This window comes from Kitasatospora sp. NPDC024654, from assembly GCF_055559155.1.
On sequence record NZ_JBVHLF010000064.1, the window covers coordinates 15,614 to 33,147 of the forward strand.

At 74.1% G+C, this 17,534-nt stretch carries 12 protein-coding genes, 3 tRNA genes and 1 pseudogene; 8 read left to right on the plus strand and 8 right to left on the minus strand.

Annotated features, from left to right (window positions below):
• Positions 1 to 30 precede the first annotated feature (30 nt).
• A complete protein-coding gene (locus ACZ38L_RS28825) occupies positions 31 to 1,707 on the plus strand; it encodes a long-chain fatty acid--CoA ligase (protein WP_465698653.1) in 1,677 nt (558 codons plus the stop codon).
• 116 nt (positions 1,708 to 1,823) lie between these two features.
• Here the strand turns inward: ACZ38L_RS28825 and ACZ38L_RS28830 are convergent, their stop codons facing one another.
• Positions 1,824 to 2,546, minus strand: a complete 723-nt coding sequence (locus tag ACZ38L_RS28830) for a transporter substrate-binding domain-containing protein (RefSeq protein WP_465698655.1) — start codon at positions 2,544 to 2,546, stop codon at positions 1,824 to 1,826.
• Positions 2,547 to 2,647: 101 nt separating this feature from the next.
• Positions 2,648 to 6,058, minus strand: a complete 3,411-nt coding sequence (locus ACZ38L_RS28835; protein ID WP_465698657.1) for a hybrid sensor histidine kinase/response regulator — start codon at positions 6,056 to 6,058, stop codon at positions 2,648 to 2,650.
• 214 nt (positions 6,059 to 6,272) lie between these two features.
• Between ACZ38L_RS28835 and ACZ38L_RS28840 the strand changes: the two genes are divergently transcribed.
• The 6 genes from ACZ38L_RS28840 (at position 6,273) to ACZ38L_RS28865 (ending at position 11,654) form a co-directional block, all read left to right on the plus strand.
• Positions 6,273 to 6,363 (plus strand) — tRNA-Ser (locus tag ACZ38L_RS28840).
• Between the two features lie 183 nt (positions 6,364 to 6,546).
• Positions 6,547 to 6,619, plus strand: a tRNA-Arg gene (locus ACZ38L_RS28845).
• 123 nt (positions 6,620 to 6,742) lie between these two features.
• Positions 6,743 to 6,818: transfer RNA gene (locus ACZ38L_RS28850), tRNA-Arg, on the plus strand.
• A gap of 162 nt (positions 6,819 to 6,980) precedes the next feature.
• The gene (locus tag ACZ38L_RS28855) at positions 6,981 to 9,554 is read left to right on the plus strand and encodes an Ig-like domain-containing protein (RefSeq protein WP_465698659.1); all 2,574 of its coding nucleotides are present in this window, start codon (positions 6,981 to 6,983) and stop codon (positions 9,552 to 9,554) included.
• A 196-nt stretch (positions 9,555 to 9,750) separates the two neighbouring features.
• Positions 9,751 to 10,944 carry an SPFH domain-containing protein gene (locus tag ACZ38L_RS28860; protein WP_465698661.1) on the plus strand — a complete coding sequence of 398 codons (1,194 nt, stop codon included), beginning with the start codon at positions 9,751 to 9,753 and terminating at the stop codon, positions 10,942 to 10,944.
• On the plus strand, positions 10,935 to 11,654 hold the full coding sequence (locus ACZ38L_RS28865) for a C40 family peptidase (protein ID WP_465698663.1): 720 nt from the start codon (positions 10,935 to 10,937) through the stop codon (positions 11,652 to 11,654). Before ACZ38L_RS28860 ends, ACZ38L_RS28865 begins: the two co-directional genes overlap by 10 nt.
• A gap of 53 nt (positions 11,655 to 11,707) precedes the next feature.
• On the opposite strand, the gene ACZ38L_RS28870 is transcribed toward ACZ38L_RS28865, so the two are convergent.
• Positions 11,708 to 12,676: an aldo/keto reductase gene (locus ACZ38L_RS28870; RefSeq protein WP_465698666.1), complete on the minus strand. Its 969-nt coding sequence runs from the start codon at positions 12,674 to 12,676 to the stop codon at positions 11,708 to 11,710.
• A gap of 187 nt (positions 12,677 to 12,863) precedes the next feature.
• On the opposite strand from ACZ38L_RS28870, the gene ACZ38L_RS28875 reads away from it, so the two are divergent.
• Positions 12,864 to 13,070, plus strand: coding sequence for a hypothetical protein (locus tag ACZ38L_RS28875; protein WP_465698668.1), 207 nt, complete (start codon positions 12,864 to 12,866; stop codon positions 13,068 to 13,070).
• A 73-nt stretch (positions 13,071 to 13,143) separates the two neighbouring features.
• Here ACZ38L_RS28875 and ACZ38L_RS28880 read toward each other — a convergent pair whose 3' ends face one another.
• The 5 genes and pseudogenes from ACZ38L_RS28880 to ACZ38L_RS28900 form a co-directional block, all read right to left on the minus strand.
• On the minus strand, positions 13,144 to 14,103 hold the full coding sequence (locus ACZ38L_RS28880; protein WP_465698670.1) for an endo alpha-1,4 polygalactosaminidase: 960 nt from the start codon (positions 14,101 to 14,103) through the stop codon (positions 13,144 to 13,146).
• Positions 14,104 to 14,119: 16 nt separating this feature from the next.
• Positions 14,120 to 14,821, minus strand: a complete 702-nt coding sequence (locus tag ACZ38L_RS28885; protein ID WP_465698672.1) for a spherulation-specific family 4 protein — start codon at positions 14,819 to 14,821, stop codon at positions 14,120 to 14,122.
• Positions 14,818 to 15,699, minus strand: coding sequence for an NAD-dependent epimerase/dehydratase family protein (locus ACZ38L_RS28890; RefSeq protein ID WP_465698674.1), 882 nt, complete (start codon positions 15,697 to 15,699; stop codon positions 14,818 to 14,820). The genes ACZ38L_RS28885 and ACZ38L_RS28890 overlap by 4 nt, the downstream gene beginning before the upstream one ends.
• An 83-nt stretch (positions 15,700 to 15,782) precedes the next feature.
• Positions 15,783 to 16,487, minus strand: a pseudogene (locus ACZ38L_RS28895) (nucleotidyltransferase family protein); the annotation flags it as partial.
• Positions 16,488 to 16,526: 39 nt separating this feature from the next.
• Positions 16,527 to 17,519 (minus strand): SDR family NAD(P)-dependent oxidoreductase, encoded by a 993-nt coding sequence (locus ACZ38L_RS28900; RefSeq protein WP_465698676.1) that lies wholly within the window; start codon positions 17,517 to 17,519, stop codon positions 16,527 to 16,529.
• Positions 17,520 to 17,534 lie beyond the last annotated feature (15 nt).

The following is a 17,534-nucleotide window of genomic DNA, read 5'->3' on the forward strand; positions in this document are numbered from 1 at the left end:
CGGCAGGCAGCCCGGTCAAGGAGGACCCGCGTGTTCAGCACCATGCAGGACGTACCGCTCACCGTCGCCCGGATCCTGACTCACGGCTCGACCGTCCACGGTCGCGCGACCGTGACCACCTGGACCGAGCACGGCCCCGAGGAGCGCAGCTTCGCGGAGATCGGCGCCCGCGCCGCCCGGCTCGCGCACGCGCTGCGCGACGAGCTCGGCGTGACCGGGGAGAGCGTGGTCGGCACGCTGATGTGGAACAACGCCGACCACCTGGAGGCCTACCTCGCGGTGCCGGCGATGGGTTCGGTGCTGCACACGCTCAACCTGCGACTGCCCGCGGCCCAACTCGCCTACATCATCAACCACGCGGCCGACCAGGCGATCCTGGTGAACGGCAGTGTGCTGCCGCTGCTGGCCGGGGTGCTGCCGCACCTCGCGCCCACCCTCCGGCACATCGTGGTGAGCGGTCCCGGCGACCGCTCGCTGCTGGCCGGGTTCGCCGGATCCGTGCACGACTACGAGGAGTTGATCGCGGACCGGCCCACCACGTACCCGTGGCAGGAGGAGATCGACGAGCGTCGCGCGGCGATGATCTGCTACACCTCCGGGACCACCGGTGACCCCAAGGGCGTGGTGTACAGCCACCGTTCGATCTACCTGCACTGCCTGCAGGTGAACTCCGCGGCCACCTTCGGGCTCACCCCGCAGGACACCGCGCTGCCGGTGGTGCCGATGTTCCACGTCGGGGCCTGGGGGGTTCCGCACGCCGCGTTCATGTCCGGCGCCAACCTGCTGATGCCGGACCGGTTCCTCCAGCCGCAGCCGCTGGCCGCGATGATCGACCGGGTCCGGCCGACCCTCAGCGCCGCCGTGCCGACCATCTGGAACGGCCTGCTGGACGAGCTGGACCACCCGACGGGCCGCGAAACCCCTTACGACACCTCGTCGTTGCGGATGGTCGTGATCGGCGGGTCGGCCTGCCCGCCGGCCCTGATGCGCGGCTTCGAGGAGCGGCACGGGATCCGCGTGGTGCACGCCTGGGGGATGACCGAGACCTCCCCGCTCGGCACCTTCGGGCTCCCGCCGGCCGGCCTCACGGCGGACGAGGAGTGGCGCTACCGGGTCACCCAGGGCGTCTTCCCCGCCTCGGTGGAGGCCCGGCTGACCGGCCCCGACGGCCAGCGGATGCCCCACGACGGCGTCTCGGCGGGCGAGTTGGAGGTGCGCGGCCCGTGGATCGCGGGTGCCTACTACGGCGGCGCGGGGCAGCACCCGGAGCGCCCGGAGGACAAGTTCAGCGAGGACGGTTGGCTGCGCACCGGTGATGTCGGCACCATCACCCCGGACGGTTTCCTGACCCTCACCGACCGGGCCAAGGACGTCATCAAGTCCGGTGGCGAGTGGATCTCCTCGGTCGAGTTGGAGAACGCGCTGATGGCGCACCCGGAGGTCGCGGAGGCCGCCGTGGTCGCCGTCCCCGACGAGAAGTGGGGCGAACGTCCACTGGCCACCGTGGTGTTGCGCGCCGGTGCGGGCGTGGACCTGCCGGGCCTGCGTGCCTTCCTAGCCGACCGGGTGGCGTCCTGGCAGCTCCCAGAGCGCTGGTCGCTGGTCGAGGCGGTGCCGAAGACCTCGGTCGGCAAGTTCGACAAGAAGGTGATCCGTGCCGACTACGCGGGCGGCCGCCTGGCGGTCACCGTCCTCGGCAAGGGCTGACGCCTGTGTGGTTGCCGCGCCGGCGCGGCAACCACGACCGCGGGATCCGGCGTTCGGCGGTGTCGGCGTGGCTTCCCGCCCGCCGGCACCCGTGGCGGGGACGCGTGGCTCCGCGCCTACGCCGGTGGGGCGACCAGGTCGGCGGACTGGTTCGCGCGTCGGAGGGCGTCGGCGACGAATCCGCCGGCCTTGAGCTCCTCGACGAGGTCCCGGAGGAACCGGACGGTCCCGGGCTGCCGGGCCCTGGTCGTGCCCACCGCCTGCCGGATCTGCATGAACCGACCCTCGATCAGCCGGAGTTCGGGATGCGCCGCGACGAACTCGGTCATCGGCTGCCGGATCCCGGCCGCGACCTCCAGGCCCTGAGCGCGGAACTCGTCGATCCCCTCCTCCCCGCGCACGACGCTCGCGTGCCGAAGGGTACGGGAGAGGAAGAGGTCGTAGGCGGATCCGCGTTTCACGCCGATCCGCACCCCGGCACGGTCGACGTCGGCGGTCGTGGCGAGAGCCGACTCGTGGGGCACGGCGAACACACCCTCGATCACGACGTACGGCGGCGTGAAGGCGACCTCGCCCTCGCGCGCGGGTTCGACGGCCAGGAAGCAGATGTCGGCCCGGCCCGTCGCCATCGCCTCGTACGACTTCCGCGCCGCGTCGAAGCAGATCAGTTCCACCGGGACGTCCAGCCGCGCGCCGATCTCACGCGCGATGTCGACCGTGACGCCGGTCGGCGCGGTCGGTGTTCCGTCGGCCAGTACCGGGTTGCCCAGGTTGATGGCGGCCCGCAGCACGCCGCTCGGTGCAAGGTCCCTGGCAGTTGCGGCAGTTGCGATGCTCATGGAGGGCGAGTCTAGGGCAGTTCGACGCCCCCGGCCCGGGGTGGTGCTGACGGCCGGGCCGGATGCGCCGCGGACGGATGGCGTCGAACGCCAAGGGCGAACTACTGGGCGGAGCTGACCTCTCCCAACGTCCCTATCCGGCCGAGCAGATCGACGATCCGCGACTGCACGTCCGCGCTGGTCGACCGCTCCGCCAGGAACAGCACCGTCTCGCCGGTCCGCAGCCTCGGCAGCTCCGCCGGATCCAGGTCCACCGAGGTGTACACCACCAACGGCGTGCGGTGCAGCCGGTCGTTGGCGCGCAGCCAGTCGAGCAGGCCCAGCCGCCTCCGCCGGATCTGGAGCAGGTCCATCACCACGAGGTTCGGCTGCACGCTACTGGCCTTCGACACCGCGTCGTTCTCCGAGACGGCGTGCTCCACGTGCATCCCGCGCCGTTCCAGGCTGGTGATCAGTGCCGCCGCGATGTCGGGATCCGACTCCACCAGCAGCACCCGGGCCGCGTGGCTCTCGCTGTCCTTGGGGGCCAGCGCGCGGAGCAGCACGGCCGGGTCGGCGCCGTACGCGGCGTCCCGGGTGGCCTGGCCGAGGCCGGCGGTGACCAGGACCGGGACCCGGCTGTTGAGCGCGGCGGTGCGCAGCGACTGCAGCGCGGTGCGGGTGATCGGGCCGGTCAGCGGGTCGACGAAGAGGGCCGCCGGGAATCCCGACACCTGGGCGTCGACCTCCTCGCGCGAGCGCACTATCACCGGGCGGTAGCCGCGGTCCTGGAGCGCCTGCTTGGTGGACGGGTCGGGCTCCGGCCAGACCAGCAGCCGGCGCGGGCGGCCGTCGGCGGCCGGGTTCACCACGGTCGGGTAGTCCGGGTACTCGGGGTACTCCGGCACCCGCGGTGCCGGGGTGGCCGGGTCGTCCTCGCCGGTGAGCCGGGGCAGCCGGCCCTCGGTGGCGCCCGCACCGCCGGGCAGGGCGATCGGCCCGCCGGTCTCCGGGCCGGTGGCCGCGGGGAGTTCGGCCAACGGACGCGGCGCGGTCCGCGGTTCGGCGGGCTCCGTGGCCGCGGCGGCCGGGAACGCGTTGGGGAAGGCGCCGGCGAAGCCGGACGGCCGTGGCGGGGTCAGCTCGCCCAGCCCGGTGCCCACCGGCACCTGCTGCGCCGCGGCGGCCTGGTCCGCCGGAACGGCCGGCGGCGCGGGCGGCATCGGCGGCAGCGCGGGGGCCGCCGGACTCGCCGAGTCGGTGAGCGCCAGGGCCGTGCCGGGAGTGCCGGGCGACGGGGCGGGTCGGGCGGGTTCCAGCGCGGCGGGGCCGTTGGCCGCCTGCTGCGGGTCGCCCCCGGTCGACCCGCCAGGGATGCCGAGTCGGCGGCGGCGACCGGTCGGCGGTTGCTCGGCTGGAACGGCGGGCGCGGGCAGCTCCGCCGGCACCGCCGGCAGCGCGTGCTCCAGGCCGGGGTAGACCGGCAGCCCGGGCTCGGGCAGGCCGGGGACCGGCGGCGCCGGCTCGCCCGCGCCACCGTCGGCCGGCTGCCCGCCCCCGGGCAGCGCGCGGCGCCGGCGCGTGGGCTGCGGCTCGGCGGCCGGGCCGGCCGCGTCCTTGGTGCTCGGGCCGGCCTGCCCCGGGATCCGCGGCCGGGGTTCGGCGGCGCTCGGTGTGCCGGGGCCCAGCGCGAGCGGACCCTTGCCGCTGCCGGAGTCGGCACCGCTCCCCGCCCGTTCCGCGCCGGACTCGTCCTCCGCCGCCGGACCGGGCTCCTCAGCACGGACCGAGATCGGCTCCGGCATGCCCGGCAGGTCCGGGATCACGGCGGTGTCCGTCTCCCGCGGCACCTGCCGCCCGTCGGTGGCCGCCCGGTCGGCCGCGGCGCGCGCCGCGGCCGGGTCGAGCGGCAGCTCGACGACGTACGTGGTGCCCGCGTGGTTGGGCAGTTCGTGCCGCTGGAGCACCCCACCGTGCCGCTCCACCAGCCCGCGCGCCATCGGCAGGTGCACCCGGCTGCCGCCCTTGCCCGGGCCGCGCACCTCGATCCGGGCCACCTCACCACGCTGCGCCGCGGCCAGCACCACCATCGGCGGCTGCCCGGGCTGCTGCCCGGCGCGCCCGCCGGAGGAGAGCGCCGTGCCGCTGACGTCCGCGACCAGGTACGCCAAGGCCTGGGCCAGTCGGTCGAGATCGGCGGTGACCTCGACGGCGGCGGCGTGCACCGAGAAGCGCAGCCGGCCCGCGCCGACCAGCTGGCCGCCGATCTCCACCGCACGGTCCACCAGCTTGTCCAGCGAGGTCACTCGGCGGGCCAGCCCGTCGGCACCCTCACGCGGCTCCGAGCCCTTCCGGCGCTCCGCGCGGCCCTTGCCGCTCGCCGGGACGTCCCCCTTGCCACCCGCCGGCGCGTCCTCCCCGGCGGCGTGCCCCTCGGCAGCCGGGCCGCCGCCCTCCGCGCGTCGCTCGAAGTGCTGGTGCTCCAGCACCCCGTCGATCAGCAGGCCGAACCGGCGGCACTCGTCCGCGAGCGCCCGCAGCGTCCAGTTCGCCTCCGGCCAGAGCTGCCCGGCCGGGTCGGCGGCCAGCGTGTCGATCCGCCGGCGCAGCGCGGCCAGCGCCCCGCTGACCTCGCTCTCCAGTACCGCGGTGAGGTGCTCGTTGTGGGCGGCCAGCGCGAGTTCGCGGGTCCGGTCGGTGAAGGTCATCACCGCGCCGACCAGCTGGTCGCCGTCGCGGACCGGGGCGGTGGTCAGGTCCACCGTGACCGGGCGGCCGTCCTTGCGCCAGAGCACCGCCCCGCGGACCCGGTGCTTGCGACCGGAGGTCAGCGTGTCGAGCAGCGCGGACTCCTCGGCGGCCAGCGGCGTGCCGTCGGCCCGGGAGTGCTGCACCAGCGGATGCAGCTCGCGGCCGCCCAGCTCGCTGGCGCGGAAGTCCAGGATGTGCGCGGCGGCCGGGTTGACCAGCACCACGCGGCCTTCGAGGTCCACCCCGAGCACGCCCTCGGCCGCCGCCCGCAGGATCATCTCGGTCTGCTTGTGCTGCCGGCGCAGCTCCGCCTCGACGCCCAACCGGCTGGTCAGGTCGCGGACCAGCAGCAGCAGGAGGTCGTTGGCGTTGGACGCGCCCCGGCCGCCGCGCTCGCGGTACGGGTCGTACGGGACGAGCGGGGCCAGCGCGTAGCCGCGGCCCTCGCTGGCGCCCTCGTCGGCGAAGTCGTTGCCGGAGACCTCGACCGGGAAGGTGCTGCCGTCGGTGCGCCGCGCGGTCATCCGGACCGGGTGGTCGGTGCCCTCGTCGTCGCGCGGGGCCGGCCGCATCGAGCCCGGGATCCGGCTCGGGTCGAACTCCGGCAGCAGGTCCAGGACACCCATCCCGACCAGCGACGTCCCCGGGGTCTGCAGGCTGCGAACGGCGGCGTCGTTCGCGTCGACCACCGTGCCGTTGCTGTTGACCAGCAGCAACGCGTCGGGGAGGGCGTCGAGTATCGCGGCGAGGCGAGCAGCGCCTCGGATCGGCCTGCTGCTCACGTCGACAGGTCTCCTCACGACTCTTGCTACGTGCGGCTCGCGTACTGCGGTGTACGGCGGACCGGGCTGCTCCGGGGGTTGGAGTATCCCATTGTTTTTGCCGAGAGGACGACCCGCCTAGTAACGTAAGCAGCGGTTGGTGCCGAGCCCCCTGGCTGTGGCATCATCACATGCACAAGGAACGCACCACCCCGGTGGGGCGGTCCGAGTGAATGGAGGCTTCGCCTAGTCCGGTCTATGGCGCCGCACTGCTAATGCGGTTTGGGTCTTAAAGCCCATCCGGGGTTCAAATCCCCGAGCCTCCGCTTCACGGGAGCCCCGTCGATCTTCGATCGGCGGGGCTCCTCCCGTTCCCGGGGGCGGTCCGGTCGTTCCCGAGGGGTGGTCCGGCCCGGCCGGGGTGCCCGGAAGCAATGGATTTCACCCCAGGTCGACGGTCATGTAATGTTGTCCCCGCAACGCCCCGAGGGTGCAGATCACCGGGGCGAGCGCTCATAGCTCAACGGATAGAGCACTTGACTACGGATCAAGAGGTTGCAGGTTCGAATCCTGCTGAGCGCACCGCGACGAACGAGGCCCCAGGCTCCGGCCGGGGCCTCGTCCCTTGCGAAACGCCAGGTGGTCCGCCCGGTATCGGGTAGGCTTGCCGGGCAGCACCGCGGAGTGGTTCCGATCGCTCCGAGGGCGCTCATAGCTCAACGGATAGAGCACTTGACTACGGATCAAGAGGTTGCAGGTTCGAATCCTGCTGAGCGCACCAGCGTGAAGGCCCCCTCCTCGGAGGGGGCCTTCGGCGTTTCCGGGGATTGTCCGGCTGGGTTGTCCGGGTGAATCGGCCCCGGCGGGTACGGGTGTCGACGGTTACCACAGGTTAGATCGTGATTCCTTCTTGTCACATCGTGTGCACAGGAGGGGCGGTCGCATGGTCGCGCGAGCTTTCCGGGGAGGCCGGCGACCGGCGGTGGTCGCACTGGCCCTGGCCGTCGGACTCATCATCGGCTGGCTGCCGGCGGTCTCCTCGGCCCAGCAGACCCCCGACGGCTGGTCGAAGGACCACCGAGCGGTGCTGCGCTCGGGCCTCACCGCCGATCTCGACTTCCAGGCGGAGCCGGGGGTGAGCGTGCGCTCGGCGGCCGGAACCCTGGACGGCGCCACCGGTGTCGGCGCCAAGCGCGCCCCCGCCTACGCCGACGGCGTCCGCCCCGGTGCGCCCGCGCAGACCTTCGAGATCACCCCGGACCGCCCGCACACCGACGGCGCCTGGCGCACGATGGGCACCCTCCAGCTCACCTTCTCCCGCCCGGTCCGCAATCCCCGGCTGCACGCCAGCGGCCTGGCCGGGGCGGTCGCCGGACCCGGCGGCACCAGCACCGCCGTCCGGCTCACCGTGATCGGCGGCACTCCGGTCGGCCCGGCGCTCACCGCCCGGTCGCCCTGGTCCGGTTGGACGGTCGGCGGCGGGGCGCTCGCCCCGGCCGGCAGCGACGGCAGCGGCGACGCCACCGCCGATCCGGCCGGCAGCCTGGAGCTGGACGGCACCTTCGACACCGCGACCTTCCGGATCGAACAGCGCAGCACCGCGACCGGCGGCGGCAGCGCCAAACCCGTCCAGCTGCGCCAGGCGTTCACCGTCACCCTGGACGAAACGGTCGGCAGCGCGCCGGAGGGCTACGGCAACGCCTCGCACCTGGTCTCCGACCTCTTCCTCGGCGCCGACGCGGCGGGCACCACACCGGGCCGGATCCGCCTCCCGGTCGACGGCCGGGTCCACGTCACCGGGCCGGTCGGCGGCACCGGCCCGGCGCCCGTGCCGCCGGAGGTCCAGCCCGGCCGCACCGCGCACCTGGGCAACGACGCCACCATCGACTTCCCGGGCGTGGCGGCGATCGGTGAGTACTACGACGTGACCGTGCCGGTCAGCCCCGGGCAGGACGGTGCCACCCTGGCCGGCTGGATCGACTTCGACCGCAACGGCCGCTTCGACGCCTCCGAACGGGCGCAGGCCGACATCGCTCCCGGCGCGACCAGCGCCACCCTGGAGTGGACCGTGCCGCCGGGCGTCTCGGCCGGCGACACCTGGGCCCGGCTGCGGATCGCCCGCGACCCGGTCCAACTGGTCTCGGCGGGCGGGTTCGCGGACTCGGGGGAGGTCGAGGACCAGACCGTCCGGCTGGCCGTGGGGGCGCCCAGGCCGGAGATCACCAGCCCGGTCGGCGGGGCGGTGGTGGGCGACGTCCGGCCGCAGTTCCACGGCGGCAGCGCGGTGGCCGGGGCCACCGTCGCGGTGCAGGAGGGTGCGGTGGCGCTCTGCCAGGCCACCGTGGACGGGAACGGCGGCTGGTCCTGTCGGCCGGGCGCGGCGCTGGCGCAGGGCGCGCACACCGTCGTCGCGGCCGAGACCACCGGCGGGGGCGTGATGCTGCACAGCGAGCCGCTGCGGTTCGCGGTCAGCACCACGCCGCCGCCGGTGCCGGTGCTCACCGTGCCGGAGTACAGCAATGATCCCGACCTGCTGATGACCGGGACGGCCGGGCCGGGGACCACGGTGGCGGTGGTCGACGGGAACGGGACGGAGGTCTGCCGGACGAGGGTGCGGGCCGACCGGTCCTGGTCCTGCCTGCCGGTGGAGGCCCTGGCGGAGGGGACGCACGTGCTCACCGCCGTGGCGCAGGACCCGGCGGGCAACCGGACCAGCGGGAAAGCGGTCACGCTGATCGTCGACACCGTGCCGCCGGCCAAGCCGCTGATCACCTCGCCGCCGGCCGGGGCCGAGCTGGCGGCGGTCCGGGCACGGCTGGCGGGGACGGCCGAGCCGGGCGCGACGGTGACGGTGGCGGTGTCCGGGCGGGCCGGGGTGGTGTGCAGCGCGGTGGCGGCGGTGGACGGGAGCTGGGGCTGCTACGTGATGCGCGATCTGCCGGTGGGCGAGCAGGTGCTGACGGCGACGGCGACGGACCGGGCGGGCAACGCGACGGCGGGGGACGGGGTGCCGGTACGGGTGGGGGCGGAGGTGGGTGGGTCCCCCACCCGCGCTCCCGGTCCTTCGCCGTCGCCCAGCGCGTCGGCTGCGCCCCGCCCCTCGCCCTCACCCTCACCCTCACCCTCACCCTCACTGAGCGTGGGTCCGCCCCCGAGCGTGAGCCCGTCCCCGAGCGTGGGTCCGTCCCCGAGCGTGAGCCCTGCTCCGAGCCTGAGCCCGTCCCCGAGCGCCACGGTCATGCCGTGGTTTCTCGGGTGGCCGTGGCAGCTGGTGGGGCCATCCGACGCGCCCCTGGAATCGGCCGGGCCGACTCCTTCCGCGGCCGGCGCCTCCGGGGTCGCGACCGGTTCCCCGGGCCGGCCGCTGGCGGCGCCACCCACGAAGCTGGTCATGTCCCGCCGCAGTCCCTTCGGCGGCTGGCGCACGCTGAGCTGCGCGGTGCTGCTGACCCTCACCGGCGCGCTGCTGGCGACCCGTCGGGCCCTCACGCGCAGTGTCGATCGCCGTCGGCGCTGAGCGGTCCGCGACGAGCCCGTAGTGCCCCTGACGCATCGTCAGTACGCGGAGGGGCCGGGCTCGACGGTGCGTCAGGATGCATCGACACGCCATGGGATGAATGTCGCATTTACCCGCTTATCTCCTTAGTCTGACTCTGCATCGCCCGTCAGACCCGGGCCGGAGTTGCGCGTCACATCGACCCTGAGGATCCTGCATGGACGTCAATCGCGATTCCTCGTCGCACCCCGCCGCCGACCCCTCCCGGACACCGGCCGGGCTGATGCCACCGGTCGGGGCGACCCAGCTCGCCCGGGCGCGGCCGGACCCCGCCCCGGTCGGCGGTGGTGCCACCGGGAGGCAGCAGGACCAGCACCGTCCACAGCCTGTGGACAGCGGGCGCGGACTCGCCACCCGCCGTCCGCCCCGGTTGGAGCCCGGCCTGCGGGAGAACGCGGCGCTCGCCGCACCGGGCTGGACCGCGCTGCTGGTGGCGCTGCTGACGGCGCTCTCCGTCGCCACCGCGCTGGCCTGGGTCGGGCTGCTGCCGCGGCTCGGCGACGGGCTGCCCGACCTGCGCTCGGTCGCCGCCCGGGAGGCGGGCGGGCCCGTCACCGTGGTCGCGCTGGTCACCATGACCGCGGCCGGCCTGCTCTGCCTGCTCTCGCTCGCCGGCCTGATCGCCAACGGTGGCGGCGAGACCCGGGTGCTCACCGGCTGGGGCCGCTACCACGGCACGGTCCGCCGGACCGGCCTGCTCTGGGTCAACCCGTTGCTCCGCCGCCGGGTGGTGGACGTCCGGCTGCGGCACTGGAGCAGTGAGCCGGTGCCGGTCACCGACCGGATGGGCATGCCGCTGCTGGTCCGGCTGCTGGTGGTCTGGCGGATCAAGGACACCGCGCGGGCCCTGCTGGCCGTCGCCGATCACGAGGACTACCTGCGCGAGCAGATCCACGCCGTGCTCAGCCGGACCGCGAGCGCGCTGCCGTGCGACAGCGACGCCGTCCCGGGGCCGGCACTGCGGGACGGCCAGTGGTTCGCCGACGAGCTGACCCGCGCGCTGGCCGCGGAGACCGCGCCGGCCGGGCTGGAGGTGTACTCGGTGCAGCCGCTGAGCCTGGAGTACGCGCCCGAGGTGGCCGAGTCGATGCGCCGGCGCCGGCTCGCCGACCTGGACGCCGGCCTGCGCACGGTGCTGGTGGACGACGCGGTGGAGGTGGCGGCGCTGGCCGTCCGGCGGCTGGAACGGGCCACCGCGCAGGAGCTGGACGAGTCCGCGCGCAGCGCGCTGATGAAGCAGCTGCTGGTCGCGTTCGTCGCCCCGGCGGGGGTGCCGGGCACCGCCCAGGTCCCCGCGCCCGCGCCGGTCGTCCGGGCCGGCGCGGCCCGGGGGGAGGGGACGTGGGGCTGATCCGCTTCGAGGAGTTGCGCGGGGAGGACGGGCCGGCGGTGCGCGGCTGCGGTTGCCCGCACTGCGCGGCCCGGGTGCGGCGGGCACGGTCGACCGGCCGGGGTGGCTCGGCGCCGGTGCGGCGGGCGGCGCTGGCGGTGCGCGGTACCTGCCTGGCCGCCGTCGTGCTGGCGGGCGTCGGGGCGGTCGGCCTCGGCCTCTCGGCGGGCGCCGCGCACGCGGAGGGGGCGCCCAGCCGGCCGGGCTGGGACGGCTCGCGGTACTGGTTCCGCAACGAGGTGGGGGAGTGGCGGTACACCCGGTTCAAGGACGTGTACCTGAGCCGGACCTCGGGGCGGCCCGCCGGCACCGGTGTCGAGCGGGCGATCGGGTACGCGCTGGCCCAGCTCGGCAAGCCGTACGTCTGGGGCGGCGACGGGCCGTCCGGCTACGACTGCTCCGGGCTGGTGCGGCAGGCCTACCAGCGCGCCGGCATCGCCCTGCCGCGGGTGGCCGACGACCAGTACGCGGCCACCACCCCGGTCCGCGCCGACCGGCTGCGCCGCGGTGACCTGCTCTTCTGGTCGCGCAACGGGCGGGCCTCGGGGATCCACCACGTCGCCATCTACCTCGGTGACCACCGGTACGTGGAGGCCCCGCACCCGGGCGGCGCGGTACGGATCGCGAACCTCAGGGAGGGTTTCCTCCCCACCCACCTGGGCCGCCCGTAGCGCGACGGTCGTCGCCGTCCACAGGCTGTGGACGGCGACGACCGCCACCGGACTCAGGCCGAGGCGGTGTCCAGCAGCTCGAGCTCGTCCGGGGCGAGCCGGAGGGTGACGCCGGTCAGCAGGGTGGGCAGCTGCTCGGGGACGCGCGCGCTGGCGATCGGCGCGGCGACCGTCGGCTGGGCCGCCAGCCAGGCCACCGCCACGCTCGCGACCTCGACCCCGTGTGCGGCGGCCACCGTGTCCAGTGCCTCCAGCACCCGGGGACCGCGCGGCTCGGCCAGGTAGCGGGCCGCGCCCTCGGCCCGGGCGCTGTCCACCGCCGCGCCGCCCGGCCGGTACTTGCCGGTCAGGAAGCCCGAGGCCAGCGCGAAGTACGGCACGGCGGAGAGCCCGTACTCGGCCGTCACCTTGGCCAGCTCGCCCTCGTAGGTGTCGCGCGAGACCAGGTTGTAGTGCGGCTGCACGGCGACGTACCGGGCCAGCCCCTCGCGCGCGGAGAAGTCCAGCGAGGCGGCCAGCCGTTCCGGGGAGATGTTGGAGGCGGCGATCTCCCGGACCTTGCCCTCTCGGACCAGCTCGTCCAGCGTGCCGATGATCTCCTCGACCGGCACCTCCGGGTCGTCGCGGTGGGTGTAGAGCAGGTCGATCCGCTCGACGCCGAGCCGGCGCAGCGAGGCCTCGGCGCAGGAGCGGATGTTGCCGGCGCTCAGGCCCGGCGAGCTCGGGAGCATGCCGAGCTTGGTGGCGACCACGATCCGGTCGTGGTCGCCGCGGGAGCGCAGCCACTCGCCGATGATGGTCTCCGACTCGCCGCCCTGGTGGCCGGGGGCCCAGGCGGAGTACATGTCGGCGGTGTCGACGAAGTTGCCGCCGGCGGCGGCGTAGGCGTCCAGTACGGCGAAGGAGTCGTCCCGGTCGGCCGTCCAGCCGAAGACGTTGCCGCCCAGCGAGAGCGGGAACACGGCGAGGTCGGAGGTGCCGAGGGTGACCCGGCTCGGGGTGTGCGCGGGAATATCGGTCATGTCCTGCGACAACCAGCGCCGTGCCGGCCCCATTCCGGATTCCGGCGATGTCCGCCGAACGGGTGAGGCGGCGCCGATCGGTGTGGGTGCGGAGCAGGTCAGCCGGGGTGCGCGGGGGCGTTCAGGGGTCACTCCGCGGCGGGTCCGGGCTGTCCTGGGCGGTGGGGGATTCGTTAGAGTCCCTCGCATGGCTGAGAACTATGAAGACAACGCCGGCAGCACGCAGATGTTCCGCGCCTTCGTCGAGACCCCGGCGCAGCAGCAGGCGCAGGCCCCCGGCAGTGTGTCCGTGCACCGCGGTGGCGGCGGTGGCGCCCGGGCCGGCGTGATCACCGTCTTGGTGGTGGCGGTGGTCGCGATCGTCGTCGCGGTGGTCTGGCTCGCGCTCAGCTAGCAGACCGTCAGCACCGTTTCCGGCCGGAGCGGGGCCGGGCCACCAGGGCCCGGGTCCCGCTCCGACCTGCCGGTCAGCAGGGCTGCCGCCAGGCGTCCAGGCTCAGGTGCTTCTCCATCGAGCTGAACCCGAGCTGGTCGCTCTGCGCGCAGTACTGCGAGTTGGGCACGTTGTACTCGACGTGCAGCACCGCCTTGCCCTGCTTGATGAAGGGCGTGAGTTCGTCGCACTCCTGGTACTCGGCGCACTGTTCGTCGATCGAGAAGTCGAAGTAGTCGACCAGCTGCGCGACTTGGTCGACGTCGTTCTTCAACGCGACGCCGAGGCCCCGCTGGTGGGCCAGGTTGGCGATCATCTTGTCGTAGGTGAGCTGCTCGTCCGCGGTGAGCGGGAAGCCGGTGTCGTTCTCGTAGCCGTCCAGCAGATCGGGTTCGACCGCGTCGAAGCCCTTCGCCTTGCACATGTCCATGCGCTGGGCCATCAGCGGCTCCAGCACGTTGATCTGCCGGATGTCGAACCACTTCTCGCCCTTCCAGCCGTCGCCGTCGCCACGCACCGACTGCGGGAAGGCCGAGGCGTCGGGCCGGAAGTCCTCCCAGGAACCGGCGTTGATGTAGCAGATCACCTTGCGGCCCTTGGCGTGCAGCGAGGCGACCACCGAGGCGTCGTTCTCGAAGCCGTCGATGTCGTAGACCGGGACGTCGACGGACTGGTCCACCGTGCCGCTGAGTTGCCACTGCCAGGCCTCCCCGGGGGTGGGGTGCCAGTACTGGCCGGAGGCCGAGGTCGAGGCCGAGGGAGACGGAGACGGAGCAGGCGACCCGGACGGTGACCCCGACGGCGAGGCCGAGGCCGGCCCGCTCGGCGCGGGCGCCGGCGCGGAGGTCCCGCCGCCCGCGGAGGGCGTGGCCGACTGCCCGCCGTCCCCGCCGTCCCCGTCGTCCCCGCCGCCGTCGCTGCCGCACGCGCTGACGAACAGGGTGACGGACAGGCCCAGGGCGGCCAGCAGCACGGGGGTACGGCGGGTCGTCACGGCGGACTCCAGGTGGTCAGCGGATCAGGGTGGGAGTGGCGTCGGCCGGCACGATCCCGTGTGGCAGCGCGGACCACGGGTTGGCGCCGCCGCCCGGCACCGCGCACCCCGCGCCGGCCCGCCGGGTCGCGATCAGTGCCGCCGCCGCCCGGGCCAGCCGGTCCGGCACCGAGTACACCAGGTGGCAGAACCGGTCGGCCGGATGGTGCCCGGTCCACCACGGCAGCGCCAGTGCTTCGTACTCCGCCCAGTTCCCCTCGAAGGTGACCAGCAGGTCGGCCAACCCGGGCTCGGCGAAGTCCGGTTCGGGGTGCGTGCCGTGGCCGAGCACGACCGTGCCGCAGCCCGCCGCGCGGGCCGCGGTGGCCAGTCGACGGTAGTGCGGCAGGGCGGCCGGGTGCCCGGCCGCCTGGTCGAAGTAGACGCCGGAGACGTCGTACCACTGGCGGTGCGTCAGCAGTTCGGCCACCACCTCGCCGTGCGGCCGGCGTCCGTAGCGGGTGTCCACGTAGCCGAGCAGCGTGACGCCCGCGGCGCGCAGCGCGGCCGCGGCCGCCGTGAAGGCGGGGTCGGGCGCCGGGCCCGGCCCGTCCGCGACGTTGAGCACGACCGCGCGGACGACGGCCGGGCCGGCCGCGGCCACCGCCTGCCAGGCCGCCGGGTCCACCGCGGGGTGGACGTACAGCGGCACCAGCAGGCGGGGCGCGGAGACCGTCATCGGGCGCAAGCCTGCCACAGGTCGCGCAGGGTCCGGTCCAGCGGGATCTCGGGCTGCCACCCGAGCGCCTTGCCGGCCGCCGTGATGTCGGCCTGTTGCCAGGAGACCGCGGCCGAACGCTCCGAGCCGCTGCCGCTCTCCTCGATCCGGCCGGTGAACCCGGCCGCCACCACCAGCCCTTCGGCGATCGCCCGGACCGGCTGGGCCTGCCCGCTGGCGATGTTGAGGATCCGTGGCAGTTCACCGAGGGCGGTGGCGGCCAGCGCGACCGCGCGGGCGACGTCCCGGGCGTCCACGAAGTCGCGGTACGCCGAGAGGTCGCCGACGGTGACCACCCCGCCCGGGCGGGCGGCCAGTTCGGTCGCCAGTCGGCCGGGCAGCGAGGCGGCGGGGGAGCCCGGGCCGACCGGGTTGAAGACCCGCAGTACCACCGCGTCCAGTTCGCCGCCGGCCACCGCGAGGCTGCCGGCCAGCTTGGTCGCGCCGTAGATCCCGACCGGGCGGGGCACCGCGTCCTCGGCGAGGGCCACCCCGGGCTCCACCGCGCCGTACTCGCCGGCCGATCCGAGGTGCACGAACCGCGCCTTGGGACAGGCGAGTTGGAGCGCCTCGACGAGTACCGCGGGGCCGCGCGCGTTGACCTCGGCCTGGTGCAGCGCGCTGCCGGAGACCGCGCCGGCGCAGTTCACCAGCACGTCCGGGGCGAGCGCGGCCAGCGCGGTGGCGACCTGGGGGACCTGGGCGGTGGCCAGGTCGAGCCGCAGGCTGTGGCCGGTCCGGCGGCCGCCGGTGACCAACTCGCCGTTCGGCAGCGCCCGCAGGGCGGTGGCGACGTGCCGGCCGAGGAAGCCGTCGGCGCCGAGCAGCAGGAACCTCATGCGGCCCGCCCGTCACTGGAGACCGTACTCTCCGCCTCGCCGCCCGGCAGCGTGTGCAGCAGCTCCGTGGCCGCCCGGTCGTCCCGGAGCAGCAGCGAACGGCGTTGCGCGAACTCGGCGTTGGCCCGGTCGTAGTCGTCCGGTCGGCCGATGTCCAGCCAGTAGCCGCCGAACTCGTAGGCGGCCGGCGGCGTCTTCGCGGCCAGCAGGTCGAGCACCAACTCGTCGAAGCCGAGCGGGAGTCCGGGCGAGTACGTGGTCAGCGCGGCGCGCGACACGCCGTAGACGCCCATCGAGACCCGGTAGTCCATGCTGGGCTTCTCGCGGAAGGCGGTGATGCTGCCGTCCTCGGTGGTCAGCACGCCGAAGTCGATCTTCACCTGGCGGGCGTAGGTGGCGATGGTGAGCGGCGCGCCGGAGGCCTCGTGGTGCTTGAGCACACCCGCGAAGTCCAGATCGGTGAGGATGTCACCGTTCATCACCAGGAAGTTCTCCGGCAGTCTGTCGAGCATGGTGAGCAGCGGGCCCATGGTGCCGAGTGGCGTGTCCTCGACCGCGTAGCCGACGCGCAGCCCCCACTGCGAACCGTTGCCGACGTAGGCGCGGATGATGTGGCCGAGGTGGCCGATGGCGAGCGTGACCGTCTCGAAGCCGGCGGCGGCCAGCTGACGCATCACGATCTCCAGGATGGCGTGCTGGTCCCCGATCGGCACCAGCGGTTTGGGCAGTGCGGTGGTGTAGGGGCGGAGCCGGACACCTTTGCCCCCGGCGAGGATCACTGCGTGCATGGTGGTTCCCCCACGGTAGAGATGCGGATGCGGACGGGATCAGACGTTGTAGATGTCGGTCTTGTAGCGGGCCAGGTTGGCCGGGTCGCGGAAGAACTCGATGGTCTGCTCCAGGCCCTGCTCCAGCGAGAAGGCCGGGGCCCAGCCGGTCGCCATGCGCAGCCGGGTGGCGTCCGCGACCAGGCGCATCACCTCGGAGTTGGCGGGCCGGATGCGCTGCTCGTCCTCCCGGACGGTGATCTCGACGCCCATCAGCTTGCCGACCAGGGTGACCAGGTCGCCGACCGAGATCTCGCCGCCGGTGCCGGCGTTGAAGGTGCGGCCGACCACGGTCTCGGCCAGCGCGGTGCCGACCGTGTGGAACGCGGCGGCGGTGTCCTTGACGAACATGAAGTCGCGCGTGGGCCGCAGGTCGCCCAGGGTGATCTCCCGCTCGCCGGCGGCGAGTTGGGCGATCACGGTGGGGATGACGGCGCGCATCGACTGGCGCGGCCCGAAGGTGTTGAACGGGCGCAGGGTGACCACCGGGGTGTCGAAGCTGGCGTGGTAGCTGTCCGCCAGTCGGTCCCCGCCCGCCTTCGAAGCGGCGTACGGGGACTGGGTGTTGATCGGGTGGTCCTCGGTGATCGGGACGGTCTGCGCGGTGCCGTAGGTCTCGCTGGTCGAGGTGTGCACCAGCCGGGGGATGTCCAGGTGGCGCACCGCCTCCAGCACGTTCAGCGTGCCGGTGACGTTGGTCTCGATGTACGAGTGCGGTGCCTGGTAGGAGTACGGGATGGCGATCAGCGCGGCCAGGTGGTAGACCGCCTCGACGCCCTTGACCAGCCCGTTCACCGAGCCCGGGTCGCGGACGTCGCCCAGCACGATCTCCACCGAGTCCAGCGTCTCCTTCTCCAGGGTCTCCAGCCAGCCGAAGGAGGAGAAGGAGTTGTACTGGACCATGGCGCGGACCCGGTGACCGTGCGCGACCAGTCGCTCGACCAGGTGGGAGCCGATGAAGCCCTCGGCTCCGGTGACTGCGACAGTGCTCATCTGTGTCGGATGCCC

Coding starts and splice junctions, on each gene's coding strand:
- ACZ38L_RS28830 (WP_465698655.1), bottom strand. CDS start 2,546: ATGAGCATCGCAACTGCCGCAACTGCCAGGGACCTTGCACCGAGCGGC.
- ACZ38L_RS28890 (WP_465698674.1), bottom strand. CDS start 15,699: ATGAGGTTCCTGCTGCTCGGCGCCGACGGCTTCCTCGGCCGGCACGTC.
- ACZ38L_RS28885 (WP_465698672.1), bottom strand. CDS start 14,821: ATGACGGTCTCCGCGCCCCGCCTGCTGGTGCCGCTGTACGTCCACCCC.
- ACZ38L_RS28875 (WP_465698668.1), top strand. CDS start 12,864: ATGGCTGAGAACTATGAAGACAACGCCGGCAGCACGCAGATGTTCCGC.
- ACZ38L_RS28860 (WP_465698661.1), top strand. CDS start 9,751: ATGGACGTCAATCGCGATTCCTCGTCGCACCCCGCCGCCGACCCCTCC.
- ACZ38L_RS28900 (WP_465698676.1), bottom strand. CDS start 17,519: ATGAGCACTGTCGCAGTCACCGGAGCCGAGGGCTTCATCGGCTCCCAC.
- ACZ38L_RS28870 (WP_465698666.1), bottom strand. CDS start 12,676: ATGACCGATATTCCCGCGCACACCCCGAGCCGGGTCACCCTCGGCACC.
- ACZ38L_RS28855 (WP_465698659.1), top strand. CDS start 6,981: ATGGTCGCGCGAGCTTTCCGGGGAGGCCGGCGACCGGCGGTGGTCGCA.